Here is an 18,465-nt window from a genome sequence, read left to right on the forward strand (position 1 = left end):
GTCCGGCCGCGGGAGCTAGCCCCATTTCCATGGCTCCGCGCGCGGCCTCCCCGCCCGTTACCTCTCCCGAGGAGGTAGATTTTCCCTCCCATCAGGTGGATGTCATCGCCCGAAAGGGCAGGCACCGCTCGCCCCGCCTCACCGGGGGGAGGATCCACGGAGGGCGCGGCCTCGCCATTCCGATGCCTCGGGCCGACAGAAAGTCCGTCGAAGCAAAGGCCTCTGCCTGCTACAAAGGTGTCATTCATTTGATGACGGATGGCCCCATTGAGCGATCTCATTCATCCCGTTCTTCTCTGCGGCGGTTCGGGCACACGCCTGTGGCCGCTGTCGCGCAAATCCTATCCCAAGCAGTTCGCCCGGCTGACGGGCGACGAGAGCCTCTATCAGGCATCGGCTCGGCGCCTGTCGGGGGCGGGGTTCGCCGCCCCCACCGTGGTGGCCGCCAGCGACTTCCGCTTCGTGGTGATCGAACAGCTCGCCGCGCTGAAGATCCAGCCCGGCTGCGTCCTGATCGAGCCCGAGGCCCGCAACACGGCGGGCGCCATCGCCGCAGCCGCACTGGCGCTCGAGGCGCGCAGGCCGGGCGCGCTGATGCTCGTGGCGCCCTCGGACCATGTGATCCCCGATGCGGACCGGTTCCGCGCGGCGGTGCAGGCCGCGGCCCCGGCCGCGCGCGCGGGGCAGATCGTGACCTTCGGCATCCGCCCCGACAGGCCCGAGACGGGCTACGGCTGGCTCGAGCTCTCGACGCCCACCGCCGATTTCGCGCCCGAGCCGCAGCCGCTGCGGAGCTTCGTCGAGAAGCCGGACCTCGCCACGGCCGAACGGCTGCTGTCGGGCGGGATGCATCTGTGGAACGCGGGCATCTTCCTCTTCACCACGACCGCGATTCTCGAAGCGCTCGAGCGGCACGCGCCCGAGGTGCTGGCCCCGGTGCGGCAGGCGGTGGAGGCGGCCGAGAAGGACCTCTCGTTCACGCGGCTCGCGCCCGGCCCCTGGGCGGACCTGCCCGACATCTCGATCGATTATGCGGTGATGGAGCGCGCGGAGAACCTGACCGTCGTGCCCTATGCGGGCGCCTGGTCGGATCTGGGCGACTGGCAGGCGGTCTGGCGCGACGCGCCGCCGCAGGAGGGGGGCGTCGTGCTGAGCGGCCCCGCCACGGCGATCGACTGCCACGACAGCCTCCTGCAGGCGACGAACGCCGCGCAGCAGCTGGTGGGGATCGGCCTCACCGACATCATCGCGGTGGCCATGCCCGATGCGGTGCTGGTGGCCCACAAGGACCGGGCGCAGGAGGTGAAGCGGGCGGTGGCGGCGCTGAAGGCCAAGGGCGTGGAGCAGGCCGAGACGCTGCCGCGCGACTACCGGCCCTGGGGCTGGTACGAGAGCTTGGTGAAGGGGCCGCGCTTTCAGGTCAAGCGCATCGTCGTGACGCCGGGCGCGACGCTCTCGCTGCAGAGCCATCACCACCGGGCCGAGCACTGGATCGTGGTGGAGGGCACGGCGAAGGTCACCATCGACAATCAGGTGACGCTCGTGACCGAAAACCAGTCGGTCTATATCCCGCTCGGCGCGCGCCATCGGATGGAGAATCCGGGCAAGGTGCCGCTGACGCTGATCGAGGTGCAGACCGGCGCCTATCTCGGCGAGGACGACATCATCCGCTACGAGGATGTCTATGCCCGCGGACAGGGCGCGCGGGGATGAGCGCGCTCGGCTGCTTCAAGGCCTACGACATCCGGGGGCGGCTGGGCGTCGATCTCGACGAGGGGATCGCCTACCGGATCGGGCGGGCCTTCGCCCGGGCGCTCGACGCGCGGACGGTGGTGCTCGGCCGCGACATCCGCGCCTCGTCCGAGGCGCTGGCCGCGCGGGTGGCGGAGGGCCTCGGGGACGAGGGCTGCCGGGTGCTGGATCTGGGTCTCTCGGGCACCGAGGAGATGTATGCGGCCACAAGCCACTTCGGGGCCGACGGCGGGATCTGTGTGACCGCCTCGCACAATCCCATGGATTACAACGGGATGAAGATGGTGCGGCAGGGCTCGGCACCGCTCGATGCGGCGAGCGGGCTTGCGCGGATCCGGGAGCTGGCCGAGGCGGAGGATTTCGGCGCGGCCCGTCCGGGCGGGGCGGTCATGCCGGTGGCAGAGGAGGCGCGGCGGGCCTATGTGGAGCGCGTGCTGTCCTTCGTCGAGGTGGAGGCGCTGAAGCCCCTGAAGATCCTCGTCAATGCCGGCCACGGCGCGGCGGGGCCCACCTTCGACGCCATCGCGGCCCGTCTCGAGGCGCTGGGGGCGCCGCTCAGCTTCGAGCGGATGCACCATGCGCCCGACGGCACCTTCCCCGCCGGCATCCCGAACCCGCTCCTGCCCGAGAACCGGCCCGCCACCGCGGCGCGCGTGCGCGAGACCGGCGCCGATTTCGGCGTGGCCTGGGACGGCGACTTCGACCGCTGCTTCTTCTTCGACCACGAGGGCCGCTTCATCGACGGCGAATATGTGGTGGGCCTGCTTGCCGAGGCCTTTCTGGCGCGGCATCCGGGAGCGACCGTCATCCACGATCCCCGGATCATCTGGAACACGCAGGATGTGGTGGCCCGTGCCGGAGGGCGCGCCGTCCAGACCCGGACCGGCCACGCCTTCATCAAGCAGGCGATGCGCGACGAGGCGGCCCTTTATGGCGGCGAGATGTCGGCGCACCATTATTTCCGCGACTTCTACCATTGCGACAGCGGGATGATCCCCTGGCTGCTCGTGGCCGGGCTGGTGAGCCGCCACGGCCGCCTCGCGGATCTGGTGGCGGACCGCAGGGCGGCCTTTCCCTCGTCGGGCGAGCTCAATTTCGTGCTGGAGGATCCGGCGGCCGCGATGGCGCGGGTGCGGCAGGCCTTCGCGCCCGAGGCGCGGGCGGTGGACGAGATGGACGGGCTCGGCTTCGACCTCGGCTCATGGCGCTTCAACCTGCGGAGTTCGAACACCGAGCCCGTGGTGCGGCTGAATGTCGAGGCGAAGGGCAAGCCGGAGCTGGTGGCGCAGGGGGTCACGGCGGTGAAGGCGCTGCTTCTGCCGACGGGCGGCTGACGGTCCGCAGGGGCGGGTGCGTTGGGTGAAGGCGCCGGTTCTGCCCGGGGGCTGAGAGCGCTCCGTCGGGGCAGGTCCGCGGGGGTGCCCCCTTCGATGCGCGTCGGAAGCTCGTGGCTCTCCCGTTTCGGGCCGCGTTGCAGGGCACCGTGCGGTGCGGTTCGCGGATGGCAAACTCTGCAGGCCATCACCCTCTGACGAAGGCGCTGCCCTCTGGCGGCGCCGGGCCCAGCAGAGGACGTGCCATGGCAATCGACCCCGACATCATCCCTCTTCTCGACGCGCAGGTGGCTCAGGTCGCCGCTCTCGAGGCGCGGCTTGCCGCCCATGTGAAGACCTCGGCGCAGCAGGACGCCGACCTCGCCGCCCGGATCGAGGGGGTGAAGGCGGATCTCCGCACGCTCGGGACGCAGGAGGGCGCGGCGAGCGCCGGGCTGCTCGTCCGGCTGTCGGCCCTCGAGGCGGCGCTGCCGGGCCTCGCCGACAGCAGCAGCCGTGGCGACACGGAGCTGTCTGCGCGTCTGGACACGCTCAGCGCGAGCTCGCGGTCGGGCGACAGCGCGCTCGGCCAGACGCTTACGGGGGTGCAGGCGGCGGTGAGCCGGATCGACACGGGCCTCACCGCCGCCCTCGGCCGCATCGACGCTCTGGAGGAGGCGAGCCCGCCCACGGCCGATCTGTTCGAGGACGGAACCGGCACGGCGCCGCGCGGCTGGACGCAGGTCTGGCACGCGCTGAGCTGGATCGAGAAAGGCGGCTACCTTCAGGCGCAGCCCGCCAGCGGCGCCCGGACGCTTCTGGCCTGCGATGCGCTGAACGGGACCAGAGATCTCGAGATGCTGGCGCTTTTCACCTTCGCCGAGGCCGCAGGCTATGCGGGGCTCGCCCTGCGCGCCTCGGGCGCGGCCGGCGCCGAAACCGGCTACCGGGTGATGTTCTACACCAACCCCGCCGGCCCCTCGCTGCAGGTGGCGCGCTTCAGCGCGGGCGTGGCGACGGGCCTGTCGAACGTCGCCTTCGCGCGGGCGGCGGCGGGCGACTACTGGCTGCGCGTGCGGCTGGTCGGCGCCACGCTGTCGTGGAAGGCCTGGGCCAGGGGCGCGGCCGAGCCCGCCGACTGGACGGGCAGCCTCACCGATCCGACCCCGGTCACGAGCGCAGGCTGGGCCGGGATCTGCGCGAGCGGAGTGAATGTGGCCGTGACGGTGCGCTGCCAGCAGATCTCGTGGGCGGTGCTGCCGCGTCCGGCCGACACGACCACGGCCGAGACGCTTCCGTGGGATCTGCTGGGCACCCTGCCGCTGCCGGTCATCGCCTTCGACGACGAGGCGGCGCGCACGGTGCATGTGCCTCCGGGCCAGCGCTATGCCCATGTGAAGGTCACGGCAGACCAGCCGATTCGCATGACCGCCATCGGGCGCCCCTCGGTCAGCAACGTGAACGGCGGCGGGATGAATGTGGGCGGCGACCAGGCGCTGTGGGTGGGGGACTATTGGGCGGTCTGGCGCCCCGGCGACGACCGCGAGATGTGGCTGACCGTCGACATGCAATACGGGCGGGCGGCGGGCAACCGGGTGGCCTTCTCGCTCGCGACGGACATGGGCGGCTGGCGCAGCGCCTCGCCGGTCACGGGCTTCATCGAGATCCGGGAGGGCGCGGTCAATGCGCTGCCCGCGACCCTGCCCCGGCACCGCGCGCCGATGCGGCTGACCATCACGGGCAGCCCCAAGGCGAGCCTCGATCCGGCCACCGCCCAATGGTCGGACACGGGGTTTGCGGGCAATGCGGCCACGGGCACGCCCTGCTGGCGCGCGCGCCTCGCCCATGGCTACACCCAGGACGGCAACGGCGAGGTCGGCCTCTACATGAACGCGGACGTCTGGCCCACGCAGTCGGCCGCGCCCCATGCCCGCGTCACCGACCGTCAGGGCCGCAAGGCGATCCGTCTGCGTTCCTGCCGGCTGCCCGCGCCCGTGACCCTCTCGGCAGAGGGGGGCGACCGGATCTTCTACCATCAGGCCTCGGCCCTCATCGCGCAGAACCTGCCCGAGTGGCGCGGCAAGACCGGTGTCTGGACCGCCCGCTGCATGACCGCGAACCGTCTCTATTCCTGGCCCGCCTTCTGGCTGCTGGCGGACGGATGGCCGCCCGAACTCGACATCTTCGAGCATTTCAACGGGATCTACGGCAGCTGGCCCGACGGCGGCTGGTCGACCTGCACCGGCCATTCCGGCCCCTATGGCGGGCTCGACGTCAAGACCCGCACGCCGCTGAAGTTCGACCTGCGCAAGCTGGGCTTCGCGAGCTTCGATGCCTATTCCCAGATCCATGACTATGCGGCCTATGTGGATCGCGACTGGATCTATGCTTTCGTCGACGGGATCGAGGTCTATTGCACGCCGAACATCGCCCGTCATCAGGACTGGGATGCGGCCTGGTCGCTCTATCCGATGTTCGATGTGGCGGCGAAGTTCGCCAACCCCTCGACCTATGCCTATGCCGACGGATCGGGCGACATGCATGTCTATGGCGCGGCCCATTATGCGACCTCGGCCGTGGCGCTGGTGCCCTGCACCGATGCCCGGCCTTGGCCCAACGGCCGGCAGCTGCCCGATCCGACCTTCTGAGCGTCTAGGCCTCTGGGACGGCCGCCCTTTGCGAGAGGGCGGCCGTCGTCTTGCGGAGGAGCGCCTTCCGCAAGGCCGCGGGCGAAAGGGCGCCCCGCGCCATTTCCAAGGCCGGACTGCTCGACTAGGGTGCCCCCGACGCGAAACGGGACGGACAGGATGGATGCTCTGGTGATCGGCGGCGGCCCGGCCGGCCTGATGGCGGCCGAAGAGCTGGCGCGCGCGGGCCTCCGCACCGTGATCTGCGAGACGAAGCCCAGCGTCGGGCGCAAGCTGCTGATGGCCGGCAAGTCCGGCCTCAACATCACCAAAGACGAGGCGCCGGAGCCGTTCCTTGCCCGCTATGCCGAGGCCGCGGACTGGCTCGCGCCGATGATCGGCAGCTTCGGCCCCCGGGAGGTGCAGGACTGGTGCCGGGCGCTGGGCCAGCCGGTCTTCACCGGCTCGTCCGGCCGGGTCTTTCCGCAGGCGATGAAGGCCTCGCCGCTGCTGCGCGCCTGGCTTGCGCGGCTGGCGGGGCTCGGGGTCGAGATCCGCACCCGCTGGCGGTGGGAGGGCTTCGGCGCGGGCTTCCGCTTCGCCACGCCCGAGGGCGGGATCGAGCTTGCGCCGCAGGTCACGGTGCTGGCGCTGGGCGGGGCGAGCTGGTCGCGGCTCGGTTCGGACGGCGCCTGGGCCCCGTGGCTCGCGGCCCGAGGGGTGGAGATCGCCCCCTTCCGGCCCGCCAACATCGGCTTCCGCATCGACTGGACGCCGCATATGGCGCGCCATTTCGGCACGCCGGTCAAGGGCGTGGCGCTGCTCGTGGGAGAGCGGCGCGAGCGGGGCGAGTTCGTTCTGTCCGAGCGGGGTCTCGAGGGCGGCGGGATCTATGCCGTCTCGCGCGCGCTGCGCGAGGGCGCGGGGCTCGCGCTCGATCTGCTGCCGGATCTGTCCGAGGAGGAGGTGGCGGCGCGGCTTTCCCGCGGGAAGCCGGGCGAGAGCCTCGCCAACCGGCTGCGCAAGCTGGGGCTGTCTCCGGCGCTGGTGGCGCTGGTGCAGGAATTCGCCCGGCCCCTGCCCGCGGGGGCGGCGCTGGCCTGCCGGCTGAAGGCGCTGCCGGTGCCGCTGGCCGGGCCGAGGCCGCTCGACGAGGCGATCTCGACCGCCGGGGGCATCGCCCGCGCCGCGCTGACGGAGGATCTCGAACTGAAGGCGCTGCCCGGCGTCTTCGCCTGCGGCGAGATGCTGGACTGGGAGGCGCCGACGGGCGGCTACCTCCTCACCGGCTGCCTCGCGACCGGCCGCCATGCCGGCCGCGCGGCGGCCCGTGTCACAGGCCCGGCGCGACCGCGCTGAGCGAGCGGCGGCTGAACATCGCCCCGCGGCCGAAGTCGAAGCGGGCGCCGATCCCGACATAGGGCTCGGTCCCGTCGAGGCCCAGATCGTCGGCATTCACGCCGCCGATCTCGGCCGTCAGCGCCAGCCCGTTCGGCAGCGTATAGTCACCCGTCAGGCCGAAGCGGGTCGTGTCGAGCCCCTCGACATCGAGATGGTTCACCTTGCCGCCGACGCCGAAGCCGTTGGCCATCAGCACCCGCCCCTCGAGGCCCATCATCGAGCCGGTCAGGCCGGAATTGTCGGCGCGCCCGACATAGGCCTCGACGTCGAACAGGTCGCTCTTCTGGCCCACTTCGAAACCGTAGAAATCGACGCTGTCGCCGGCCAGATCCTCGATGCCGTAGAAGGCGCCGATGGCAGTCTCGGGGTTCACATAGACCATGCCGTGCAGCGCGGCGGCGGTCGCATTCTCATGCACGCCGTGCAGGCGGCTGTAGCCGAGATCGCCCTGCAGCGCGAAGCTGGTGCCGAAGCCGAATTCGGCGCTGCCGCCGAGGCTGGTCTTCGAGATGTCGCTGTCTTCGGTGAAGAAGGAATGGCCGAAATCGAGGGTCGCACCCGTCATCTGCGCTGCCGCCGGCGATGCCGAAAGCGCCGCCACGAGGGCGAGCAGGGAAAGCCTGTTCATTGTCTGCTCCGCGTTTCTTGTTTTGCTTCCACAGCATGTAGCATGTTCCGAAACCGGATTCACCCCCGGTAGAGGGCGGCGCAGCGAAGCGGCCGAAATCAGCCGTCAGCGCACCGTGCAGAGCCTTATGAGGGCGCGCTCCATCACCGCCATGGCGGGCGCGCGGCTCGCCGAGCGCAGCGTGAGGTCGGTCTCGACCAGAAGCGCCATCGCCTCCTCGAGCCGGTTCACGCCCCACTGCCGCGCCTGCCGCTGCATCCGTTCCTGCCGGGGGTTGAAGCCGCCGCGGCCGGGGTCCGCGCCCGCGGCCAGACGGTGCAGGCTGCGGAAGTGGCGCATCGCGCCGATGCAGAGGGCGACCGCCGTCACGCCCTGCGCCTCGAGCCTGCGGACGAGGGGCGAGACCTCGGTCCGGCGGCCCTCGGCCACGGCATGGATCACCTCGTCGACCCCGGCCTCGATCGAGACGGGCGCCATCTCGGCCACGTCGGCGGCCGAGAGCGGCGCGGGATCGCCGAGCTTGTAGAGCGCGAGCTTCTCGACCGTCTGGCGGACGTCGCCCGGATCGAGATCGCGGGCCAGCGCCGTGAGCCCGGCCATCGCCTGCGGCTCGATCTGCCCGAGACCCGCCTGCCGCAGCATCGTATCGACCTCCTCGCGCGTCGGCGGATCGTCGTAGAGACCGATGCAGACGGCGCTGGGATGAGCCTCGAAAAGTTTTTTCAGAGAGGAGCGGCCGGTGAGGCCGCCGGCGGTCACCACCACCTGCGCATCGCCGGGGCGCCATTCCTTCAGCACATCGCCGATCAGGGCGGTAAGCCCGTCCGCAGCCTCTTCGACCAGCACGGCGCGCGGGCCTTCGAAAAAGCCTTTCGCCGTCATGGCATCCATCAGTGCCGCAGGATCGCGCCGGAGGTCGGAGGCCGGCAGGCGCGTGAGCCGCATCTCGGCCGCGCCCTCGGGACCGATCAGGCCCAGCACCGCTTCCTGCCGCTTCAGCGCCACGCGCATCGAATCCTGCCCGAAGATCAGCAGGCCGGCGCGCGAGGGATCGGGCTTCGCCAGATAGCGCACGGCCTCGGCGCCGCGCAGGATCATGCCAGCCAGCGCCCGGAGGTGGCGATCAGCTGCGTCACGATCTGGTCGGCGAGGATGCGCATCAGGCGGTAGTTCGCATCCTCCTCGGCAACGAGCGCCGCCACGGTCGAGCCCGTGGCCGACCAGGAGGTGAAGTTGGTGACCGTTCCGCTCTCGACCACCTCGCCCGTCGCGCGGCTCGTGACGGTGAAGGCGATGCGTCCCGTCAGATTGTAGCGGGTGATCGAGTTGGCGGTGGTGATGCCCACGCTGTCGATACTGGTCGAGATCCGGTAGGCGAGGTCGAAGCGCGGCGCCTCGGGACGGCCGATCCGCTCTTCCAGCCGTTCGACGAGGTCGAAGCCGTTCTTGTCGACCGGATCCGCCACGCGGATCGCGCCCTGCAGCGTCTCGGCCGGGCCGCCCGGCCCGTAGGCCGGACGGAAACCGCAGCCGGCCAGGGCCAGGGCTGCGAAGAGGAAGGTGCGGCGGTCAGATGACGACATTGACGATGCGGCCCGGGACGACGATGAGCTTCTTCGGAGCGGCGCCTCCGAGCGCCCGCTGCACAGCTTCGTCCGCCAGCACCAGCTTTTCAACCTCGGAAGCGGCCATCTCCTTCGGAACGGTGATTTCGCCCCGACGCTTGCCGTTGACCTGGATGGGCAGCGTCACCGTATCGTCGATGAGAAGCGCCGGATCGGCCTTGGGCCAGGCGGCCTGCGCCACCAGACCCTCGCCGCCGAGCATCGCCCAGACCTCCTCGGCCAGGTGCGGCACCATGGGCGACATGAGCTGCGCCATGGTCCGCATCGCGCGCTTCTTCGCCTCGGCGCCCGCGCCGGACCGCGAGAGCGTGTTGGTGAATTCGTAGAGCTTGGCGATGGCCTTGTTGAAGGCGAAGCCCTCGACGCCCTGCGTCACCTCGGCGATGGCGCGCGCCGTGGCCTTGTCGAGCGCCCCATCCTCGGCATTCGCTTCGCCGTCGGCGCGCGAGATCTCGTCCGCCAGACGCCAGACCCGATGGAGGTGCTTCGAGGCCGCCTCGGCGCCCGAGGCCGTCCATTCCACGTCCCGCTCGGGCGGGCTGTCCGACATCACGAACCAGCGCGCCGTATCGGCGCCGAACTGGCGGATGATGTTCATCGGATCGACGACGTTCTTCTTCGATTTCGACATTTTGGCCGAGGGGATGATCTCGACCGGCGTGCCGTCCGCGAGCTTGCCGTCGGTCACGTCCTCGGGGAGGTGGTAGACCGGGCGCCCCGCCGCATCGCGGGTGAGATAGATCTCGTGCGTGACCATGCCTTGCGTGAAGAGCGCGTTGAAGGGCTCGATGGCCTTCGCCGGCAGGTGCCCCGTCTTCTGCATCGCGCGGGCGAAGAAGCGGGAATAGAGCAGGTGCAGGATCGCATGCTCGATGCCGCCGATATATTGATCGACGTTCATCCAGTAGTCGGCTTCCTCGGCGTCGGTGGGCGTGGCCGCCCGCGGCGCGGTGAAGCGCGCGTAATACCAGCTCGAATCGACGAACGTGTCCATCGTGTCGGTCTCGCGCCGGGCCTTCGCCCCGCATTTCGGGCAGGTGCAGTCGCGCCATGTCGGGTGGCGGTCGAGCGGGTTACCCGGCACGTCGAAGCTCACGTCGTCCGGCAGGCGGACGGGCAGGTTCTCCTTGGCCTCGGGCACCACGCCGCAGGTCTCGCAATGGATGACCGGGATCGGGCAGCCCCAGTAGCGCTGGCGGCTGATGCCCCAGTCGCGCAGGCGGTAGTTGGTGACGCCGCGCCCCACGCCCTGCGATTCGCAGAAGGCGATGGCGGCGGCGACGCCCTCCTCGCCGGTCTGGACCTCGGCGCCGGCGAAGCCGCGGATGTAGTGCACGCGCTCGGATTTCATCGGCACGAAGGCTTCGGCGAGCGCCGTCTCTTCGCAGCCTTCGGGCAGGAAGACGGGCCGGATCGGCAGGCCGTATTTCGTGGCGAATTCGAAGTCGCGCTGGTCATGCGCCGGGCAGCCGAAGATCGCGCCGGTGCCATAATCCATCAGGATGAAGTTCGCGATATAGACCGGCAGCTCCCAGGCGGCATCGAACGGATGGCGCACGCGGAGGCCGGTATCGAAACCCTTTTTCTCCGCCTTCTCCAGCGCCTCTTCCGAGGTGCCGACGCGGCGGCATTCGGCCACGAACTCGGCCACCTCCGGATCGTGCCGCTCCAGATGCCGGGCCAGCGGGTGATCGGGCGAGATCGCCGCGAAGGAGGCCCCCATCAGCGTGTCGGGACGGGTCGTATAGACCTCGAGCCGGTCGAAGCCCTCGGGCGCGCCCGCCATCGAGAAGGCGAACTGCAGCCCGCGCGACTGGCCGATCCAGTTGGCCTGCATCAGCCGCACCTTCTCGGGCCAGTCCTTCAGCGTGTCGAGCGCCTCCAGCAGTTCGCCCGCATAGTCGGAGATGCGGAAGAACCACTGCGTCAGCTCGCGCCGCACCACGGGCGCCCCCGAGCGCCAGCCCTTGCCGTCGATCACCTGCTCGTTGGCCAGCACCGTCATGTCGACCGGGTCCCAGTTCACCACCGCATTCTTGCGGTAGACGAGGCCCGCCTCCATCATGTCGATGAACATGGCCTGCTGCTGGCCGTAATATTCGGGATCGCAGGTGGCGAATTCGCGGCTCCAGTCGATCGAGAGCCCGAGCGGCTTCATCTGCGCGCGCATGTCGGCGATGTTGCCGTAGGTCCAGTCCTTGGGATGGCCGCCCCGCTCCATCGCGGCATTCTCGGCAGGCATGCCGAAGGCATCCCAGCCCATCGGATGCAGCACCGAGAAGCCGGCGGCGGCCTTCTGCCGCGCCACCACGTCGCCCATCGTGTAGTTGCGGACGTGCCCCATGTGGATGCGGCCCGACGGATAGGGGAACATCTCGAGGACGTAATATTTCGGCCGGGCGGGATCGTGCCGGGCCGTGAAGACCCCCGCCGCGTCCCAGGCGGCCTGCCAGCGGCTTTCGGTTGCTGCGGGATCGTAACGCGACATGGGCGGCCTCTTCGGAAAGGATCGCCCGCAGTTACACCGAGGCGCGGCCCAAGGTCCAGAGCCGCCCCCGTCCGGTGCGGACCGCGGGCCGGGGCGAGCGCCCGGCCGGCGGCCTCAGCCTCAAAGGCGCGAGTCGCGCAGGCGGAGCTGCCGGGCGCGGGTGAGGATCGCATCCTCGACCGCGCGCTGCGTCTCGGCCGAGACCGGCCCGCCGCCCTGCCCCTGCAGCGCCACCTTGAGCGAGCGCGCATCGAGCGCCGGATCCTGCACATAGATCGTGGCGCGGTAGGCCCGACCGCCGCCCGGCGGCACGCCGTAGCCCGTCGAGATCACGCCGGTGAAGGGATCGACCGCCTGGACCGGCAGGAAGTTCAGCACCTCGAGCGCCGCGTTCCAGATATATTTGTTGACCTCGACCTTCGTGTTCGGGTCGTCCTTGCTGCCGAACAGGTCGAAGAGCGAGGACCGAGTGCTTCCCGTGCCGGCCACCGTCGCGCCCGCATTGCGCTCGGCGATTTCCGCCTGCCGTTGAGCCGCGCCCGCCTCGATCTGCCGATCGCCCGAGGAGGCGTCTCCCCCACCCAGGCCGCCGCAGGCAGAGAGCGAAAGCGCAAGCCCGACCGGCAGGGCAGCGCGCGCGAGGCTAAGGAAGGTCATGAAGTCCCCCGTGTGTGACGTCCCGTGCTGTCTAGCCGAGGCACCGGACCGTGCCAAGGTTTTTCAGGCATCCCGTCCGGCCCTGCCAGAAAGCGAAGGTTTTCCGACCTTTGGACGGGTGGCAGGGCACCCCGGCTCACTGTGGCAACTCTGCACCATCATCCACGTCTTTCCCCGCAACGGACCCGTTCCGTTTGCAATCGAGGCCATCCGGAGGGAAACAGAGGCAGGCCCACTCGGATTCCCCTGAGCTGGGGCGCAGACGAGACAAACGAGGGAAACTATGAAACAGATTCTTCTTGCGACCACGGCTCTGGTGATGACCGCTGGCGTGGCTGCGGCCGAAATCAGCTTCTCGGGCTACGCCGAGATGGGTGTTGTCGGCGGTGGTGACGATGCGCCGGCCCGCGCTGGCCACGCGGCTGGCGGCCAGACCGAGTTCCACAACGACTTCAACCTCATCGTCACCATGACGAGCGAGACCGACACCGGCCTCGCGTTCGGCGCCAGCGTCGAGATCTCGAAAGACGAAGGCGACTCGAACGGCAACTTCGCTGCCGACAACGAAGCCGCTTTCATCTCGGGCGCCTTCGGCACCCTGACCATGGGCGAAATCGACGGCGCCATGGACTGGGCCATGACCGAGAACGTGGGCAACCCCGGCACCATCGGTGACGACGAAACCACCCACGCCGGCTACTTCGGCGCCTACGGCGACGGCAAGTACGACAACCAGATCGCCCGCTACGAATACAGCTTCGGCGACTTCGGTGTGGCGATCTCGGCCGAGCTCGACGACACCGACACCAACGGCGACGGCTACGCCATCGGTGCGAAATACAAAGGCGACTTCGGCGGTTTCGGCATGGGCTTCGGCCTGGCCTACCAGACGTTCGAAACCGACGTGCTCGTCGGCCTCGGCAGCCAAGAAGCCGCTCTGGTCGGCGGTGACGTCGAGCTGCTCGGCGCCTCGGTCAACGCCGACTTCAACAACGGCTTCGTCGCTGGCCTCGCCTACACCGACATCAGCTCGGACGCTCAGGACGGCAACCACCTCGGTCTGTCGGCTGGCTTCACCACCGGTGCGTTCCAGATCGGCGCCAACTACGGTGTGTTCGACATGGACGTGCAAGACAAAGTCAAAGGCTGGGGCGTTGCCGCGGCTTATGACCTCGGCGGCGGTCTGAAGCTGCACGGCGGCTACGGCGACTCCGACATCGACGGCGTCGACGGCGACTTCGAGACCTACTCGGTCGGTCTCTCGATGTCGTTCTGATCGGAACTCCGATCCTGAACGGAAAGAGCGGGCTCCGGCCCACTCTTTTCATTTCCGCCTCTGCCGGCGATCCGCAACGGCCGAAGAGGTTTGCGAAAATCGACAGCGCGCCCGGTCCGTGCTAGTGGCGGGCCAGACCCCCGGATCGGATCCCATGCTGCCCCTGAACCCTGCCCACCTCCCCCGGCTCCTGACCGAGGCGCTGCGCCTGCACGAGGCCGGCCGCCTGCCCGAGGCCGAAGAGCGCTACCGCTCCGTGCTGGCCGTGGCGCCGGACGAGCCCGCCGCCAACTTCCATCTGGGCCGCCTGCTCGCCGCCCGCCGTGCGCCCGAGGCGCTGGACCGGCTGGGCCGTGCCGCCCGTGCCCGCCCGCAGGAGGCCGCGGGCTGGCAGGCCTGGACCGCCGCAGCCGCGGCCTTCGGCGATGCCGCCGCCCGCAAGGAGGTGGCCGAGGCGGCGCGGCAGGCGCGACTGCCTGCCCCGCTCCTGAGCCAGATCGAGACGCGCCTCTCGGGAGCGCCCGTGAAGCCCGTGGCGCAGCCGCGCATCGGCCGCGCCGCGCCGGCCGAGATCAAGGCGCTGCTCTCCGACTATCAGGCGGGCCGCATGGCCGCGGCCGAGCGCCGGGCCGGCGCGATCCTCTCCGCCGCGCCCGATTGCGCGCTGGCCGCCGACGTGCTGGGCAACGCGCAGATGGCGCAGGGGCGGCAGGCCCCGGCCCTCGCCGCCTTCCAGCGGGTCGTGGCGCTGGAGCCCGGCTGGCCGGACGGGCATCTGCATCTCGCGCAGGCGCTCTTGGCGCTCGGCCGGGCGGCCGAGGCGCTCGATCCGCTCGCCCGCGCGGCGGCGCTGACCCCGAAGCCCGCCCGGGCGCTGATGCTGCTCGCGGTGACGCTCGCGCGGATGGGGCGGCAGACCGCGGCGCTGGCGGCGCTGAAGCGCGCGGTCGCGGCCGAGCCCCGCCACCCCGAGGCGCAGTTCCAGCTGGGCATCCTGCAGACCGACCTGCGCGCCTATGCCGAGGCGGAGGCCGCCTTCCGCGCGGCCGAGGCTGCGGGCAATCGCTCGGCCGACCTCCAGCTCAGGCTGGGACAGGTGCTGCTCATGCAGGGCGACGAGGCCGGCGCCGAGGCGGCCTACGAGACGGGCCTCGCACGCGAGCCCGATCATGCAATGCTCCTGTCGCGGAAGGCGCTGCTCCTGCAGGGCCGCGGCGCCTTCGCCGAGGCCGAGGCGCTGCTGCGGCGCGCCATCGAACTCGCGCCCGGCACCGGCGAGTTCTACCGCATCCTGTCGGCCAGCCTGAAGATGACGCCCGAGGATCCGCTGCTTTTTCGAGATGCAGCGCCGGTTCGACGACCCGGCCACGGCCGAGGCCGACCGGATGCATCTGGGCTTCGCGCTGGCCAAGGCGATGGACGACCTGAAGCGGCCCGAGAGCCTGTTCACCTACCTCAGGCCCGCCAACCAGCTGATGCGCAAGGCGCACCCCTACGACATCGCAAGCCGCCGGGCCGAGCTCGAGGGGATCTTCGCCACCTTCGCCGATTTCACCCCCGCCCCCGCCCCGGAGGCGAGCGATTTCGCCCCGGTCTTCGTGACGGGAATGCCGCGCTCGGGCACCACGCTCGTCGAGCAGATCATCGCGAGCCACAGCCGCATGACCGGCGCGGGCGAGGCGGGCGTGGCCGTGCGCGAGGTGCAGAAGGTGATCCTCGATGCCGCGGGCCGCTACCGCGCCTGGAGCGAGATCGCGGGCGCGGAGGTGGCGGCCATGGGCCGGCGCTACGAGGCGGAGATGCGCCGCCGCTTCCCCGAGGCGGTGCAGGTCACCGACAAGTCGATCCAGACCCATGCCTGGATGGGCTTCATCGCCTCGGCCCTCCCGCAGGCGAAATTCGTCGTCGTGCGCCGCGATCCGCGCGACACGGCGCTGTCGATCTACCGCAACGTCTTTGCCGAGAACACGCATCTCTATGCCTACGACCTGCACGACCTCGGGCTCTATTTCCGCATGTTCGAGGAGCTGATCGACTTCTGGCGCGAGAAGCTGCCGGGCGGCTTCCACGAGATCCAGTATGAGGAGCTGGTGGACCATCCCGAGGAGCAGTCGCGCCGCCTGATCGCCGCCTGCGGCCTGCCGTGGGAGGAGGCCTGCCTCAGCTTCCACGAGAACAAGCGGCGGGTGCAGACGCTGAGCCTCTATCAGGTGCGCCAGCCGATCTATCGCAGCTCGACCCGCGCCTGGGAGCGGCATGCGGAGGAGCTGAAGGACTTTACCGACGCGCTGGAGGGCCGACATGCTTGAGACGATCCAGACCCGCATCGCGGCCGCCGAGGCCGCCGCCGGCCGGGCGCCGGGCTCTGTCGAGCTGATCGCCGTCTCGAAGGTCCAGCCGCTCGAGCGGGTGGTGGCCGTGCTCGAGGCGGGCCACCGGATCTTCGGCGAGAACTATGTGCAGGAGGCGCAGGGCAAGTGGCCGGATCTGCGCGAACGGTTCGGCCCGCTCTCCGTCCACATGATCGGACCGCTCCAGACCAACAAGGCGAAGGTGGCGGTGGGTCTCTTCGAGGCGATCCACACGCTCGACCGGCCGTCGCTGGCCGAGAAGCTCGCCCGGCTGGCGCAGGAGCGGGGCGCCTGTCCCCGGCTCTTCGTGCAGGTGAACACGGGCGAGGAGCCGCAGAAGGCAGGCGTCCTGCCCGCGGACGCCGACGGGTTCGTCGCCGCCTGCCGCGCGATGGATCTGCCGGTCGAGGGCCTCATGTGCATCCCGCCCGAGGGCTGTGACAGCGCGCCCCATTTCGCGCTCCTCGCGGCGATCGCGGCGCGGAACGGGCTTCAGGGTCTCTCGATGGGCATGAGCGGCGACTTCGAGGCGGCCATCGCGGTGGGCGCCACCCATGTCCGCGTGGGCTCGGCCATCTTCGGCGCGCGGGACTATTCCGGGCAGGCCCGCGGCTGACGCGCCGGGGGCCTGTCGCTCAGCGCACGATCAGCCGGCTCTCGGGCGTGAGGCTCCGCGCGAGCCACAGCAGATCGCCGCGCGCGAAGGCCACGCAGCCCGCCGTGGGATGGCGCGGCCGGCGCCATGTGTGCAGGAAGATCGCCGAGCCGCGCCCCGGCACCGCCTCGGGCCAGTTCCAGTCGGTGAGCAGGATCACGTCATAGAGCGGATCGGGCCGGCTCAGCCGCTCGTGGCTGGGGGCGTAGGGCGCGCGGACCATCTGGTTGTAATCCACGTCACGCGGATCGTCGGACCACAGATCCGCGGGCCCGAAGGGCAGCGCCCAGTCGGGCAGCTCCGAGGCGGCCACGCGGTCCGGGCGGTAGAGGAGCCCCGCGATCCGGTGGGTGCCGCGCGGCGTGGCGCCATCGCCCTCGCGCTTCGCCTGCGTGATGCCGCCGCGCCCGATGGCGCAGGGCAGGAAGCGGCGACCGAACCGGGCGCCCCAGCGGGTAACGACGAGATCCGTCATGCCAGATGCCCCGACTTGGCGGCCTTGGTGGCGAGATAGGCCGCGTTGAACTCGTTCCGGCCGACATGCAGCGGCACGCGCTCGGTCACGCGGATGCCGTTGGCCTCCATCATGCGGATCTTGGCCGGGTTGTTGGTCAGCAGACGCACCGCGGCAAAGCCCATCTGGCGCAGGATGCCCGCGCCGATGCGGAAATCGCGCTCGTCATCCTCGAAGCCCAGCCGGTGGTTCGCCTCGACCGTGTCGAACCCCTGATCCTGCAGGGAATAGGCGCGCATCTTGTTGGCGAGCCCGATGCCCCGCCCCTCCTGATTGAGATAGAGGAGCACGCCCGCCCCCTCCTCGCCCATCCGCGCCAGCGCCGAGCGGAGCTGCGGGCCGCAGTCGCATTTGAGGCTGCCCAGCACGTCGCCGGTGAAGCAGGCCGAATGGAGCCGCGCGAGCACCGGAAGGCCGCGGTCGGGCCTGCCGATCTCGATGGCGTAATGTTCTTCGCCGCCGTCCTCGGGGCGGAAGACATGCACGCGGCCCGCCTGCGAGGCGACCATCGGCACCCGCGCCGAGACGACCGGATGCAGCGGCGAACCACGGCTGAGTTCCGCCCTCGCCTCCTCGAGCGGCAGGACGGTCAGCGCGTGCTGCGCCGCGAGGCGCAGCGGATCGGCCACCGGAACGAGCACCGCGGCCGGCAGGAGATGGGCCGATTTCGCGAGCGCCAGCGCCGCGCGGGCAAGGCCCGCCCCGCCGCCCCGCAGGGCGCGCAGCGGCCCCTTCATCGGCAGGCGTAGATCGTCGGCCGGATCGGCCACCGCCCGCAGCCACTCGATCCCCGCGGCGTCCGGCAGCTCGATCCGCGCGAGATCGTCGTCATAGACCCGCGCCTTCAGCGTCTCGGCCCGCCGCGCGGTGATGGCGAGGACCGGCTCGCCCAGAAGCCGCAGGTCGGCGAGCCGGCCGGGCTCCAGCGCCTCGACGGCCACGGCCACGGCACCCGCCCCCTCCTCGGTCAGCACCACGGGCACGCCCATCCGGAGATCGCCCCGGGCGCGGTTCAGGCGTTCGACGATGCCAAGCGAGAGCGACATGGGAGGGTTCCTTTCCGCTTCTTCCTAGCCAGCTTTGCAGGAAATTGAAACATTCCGCCCTCTTGCGACACGAGCGCGTGAGAAATCCGCAGCAAATCTTGCCGTGCGAGCGAGGCACGCACATGTGATCGG

Annotated in this window: 14 protein-coding genes and 1 pseudogene; 8 read left to right on the forward strand and 7 right to left on the reverse strand. The window is 70.4% G+C overall.

The window, feature by feature from the left end; translation table 11 throughout:
• Positions 1-258: 258 nt before the first annotated feature.
• From RSP_RS12515 to RSP_RS12530, 4 genes are all read left to right on the forward strand, one after another.
• Positions 259-1,713: a mannose-1-phosphate guanylyltransferase/mannose-6-phosphate isomerase gene (locus RSP_RS12515; RefSeq protein WP_011338527.1), complete on the forward strand. Its 1,455-nt coding sequence runs from the start codon at positions 259-261 to the stop codon at positions 1,711-1,713.
• Positions 1,710-3,086 carry a phosphohexomutase domain-containing protein gene (locus RSP_RS12520; protein ID WP_011338528.1) on the forward strand — a complete coding sequence of 459 codons (1,377 nt, stop codon included), beginning with the start codon at positions 1,710-1,712 and terminating at the stop codon, positions 3,084-3,086. The genes RSP_RS12515 and RSP_RS12520 overlap by 4 nt, the downstream gene beginning before the upstream one ends.
• A gap of 245 nt (positions 3,087-3,331) precedes the next feature.
• Complete coding sequence (locus RSP_RS12525) at positions 3,332-5,713, forward strand: LamG domain-containing protein (protein WP_011338529.1); 2,382 nt, start codon at positions 3,332-3,334, stop codon at positions 5,711-5,713.
• Positions 5,714-5,872: 159 nt separating this feature from the next.
• On the forward strand, positions 5,873-7,051 hold the full coding sequence (locus RSP_RS12530) for a TIGR03862 family flavoprotein (protein ID WP_011338530.1): 1,179 nt from the start codon (positions 5,873-5,875) through the stop codon (positions 7,049-7,051).
• Here the strand turns inward: RSP_RS12530 and RSP_RS12535 are convergent.
• From RSP_RS12535 to RSP_RS12555, 5 genes are all read right to left on the reverse strand, one after another.
• Positions 7,026-7,721: a hypothetical protein gene (locus RSP_RS12535; protein ID WP_002721024.1), complete on the reverse strand. Its 696-nt coding sequence runs from the start codon at positions 7,719-7,721 to the stop codon at positions 7,026-7,028. The genes RSP_RS12530 and RSP_RS12535 overlap by 26 nt on opposite strands.
• Before the next feature lie 105 nt (positions 7,722-7,826).
• Complete coding sequence (gene holA / locus RSP_RS12540; protein ID WP_011338531.1) at positions 7,827-8,819, reverse strand: DNA polymerase III subunit delta; 993 nt, start codon at positions 8,817-8,819, stop codon at positions 7,827-7,829.
• Positions 8,816-9,304 carry an LPS assembly lipoprotein LptE gene (gene lptE, locus RSP_RS12545; protein WP_011338532.1) on the reverse strand — a complete coding sequence of 163 codons (489 nt, stop codon included), beginning with the start codon at positions 9,302-9,304 and terminating at the stop codon, positions 8,816-8,818. The genes holA and lptE overlap by 4 nt, the downstream gene beginning before the upstream one ends.
• Positions 9,291-11,834 (reverse strand): leucine--tRNA ligase, encoded by a 2,544-nt coding sequence (leuS, locus tag RSP_RS12550; protein WP_011338533.1) that lies wholly within the window; start codon positions 11,832-11,834, stop codon positions 9,291-9,293. The genes lptE and leuS overlap by 14 nt, the downstream gene beginning before the upstream one ends.
• Positions 11,835-11,954: 120 nt before the next feature.
• A complete protein-coding gene (locus tag RSP_RS12555) occupies positions 11,955-12,491 on the reverse strand; it encodes a DUF3576 domain-containing protein (protein ID WP_002721028.1) in 537 nt (178 codons plus the stop codon).
• A 283-nt stretch (positions 12,492-12,774) separates the two neighbouring features.
• Here RSP_RS12555 and RSP_RS12560 point away from each other — a divergent pair, with 283 nt between their 5' ends.
• The 4 genes and pseudogenes from RSP_RS12560 to RSP_RS12570 all read left to right on the forward strand — a co-directional run bounded on the left by RSP_RS12560 (position 12,775) and on the right by RSP_RS12570 (position 16,734).
• Positions 12,775-13,767: a porin gene (locus tag RSP_RS12560; protein WP_011338535.1), complete on the forward strand. Its 993-nt coding sequence runs from the start codon at positions 12,775-12,777 to the stop codon at positions 13,765-13,767.
• Between the two features lie 154 nt (positions 13,768-13,921).
• Positions 13,922-14,977: pseudogene (locus RSP_RS22440) on the forward strand (tetratricopeptide repeat protein); the annotation flags it as partial.
• A 130-nt stretch (positions 14,978-15,107) separates the two neighbouring features.
• The gene (locus RSP_RS22445; protein WP_011338537.1) at positions 15,108-16,076 is read left to right on the forward strand and encodes a sulfotransferase family protein; all 969 of its coding nucleotides are present in this window, start codon (positions 15,108-15,110) and stop codon (positions 16,074-16,076) included.
• Positions 16,069-16,734, forward strand: a complete 666-nt coding sequence (locus RSP_RS12570; RefSeq protein ID WP_011338538.1) for a YggS family pyridoxal phosphate-dependent enzyme — start codon at positions 16,069-16,071, stop codon at positions 16,732-16,734. Before RSP_RS22445 ends, RSP_RS12570 begins: the two co-directional genes overlap by 8 nt.
• 19 nt (positions 16,735-16,753) lie before the next feature.
• Here RSP_RS12570 and RSP_RS12575 read toward each other — a convergent pair whose 3' ends face one another.
• Positions 16,754-17,248: a L,D-transpeptidase family protein gene (locus RSP_RS12575; RefSeq protein WP_009561673.1), complete on the reverse strand. Its 495-nt coding sequence runs from the start codon at positions 17,246-17,248 to the stop codon at positions 16,754-16,756.
• Positions 17,245-18,333 carry a GTP cyclohydrolase II gene (ribA, locus tag RSP_RS12580; protein WP_011338539.1) on the reverse strand — a complete coding sequence of 363 codons (1,089 nt, stop codon included), beginning with the start codon at positions 18,331-18,333 and terminating at the stop codon, positions 17,245-17,247. The genes RSP_RS12575 and ribA overlap by 4 nt, the downstream gene beginning before the upstream one ends.
• Positions 18,334-18,465: the final 132 nt, after the last annotated feature.

This window comes from Cereibacter sphaeroides 2.4.1, assembly GCF_000012905.2.
GTDB lineage: Bacteria > Pseudomonadota > Alphaproteobacteria > Rhodobacterales > Rhodobacteraceae > Cereibacter_A > Cereibacter_A sphaeroides.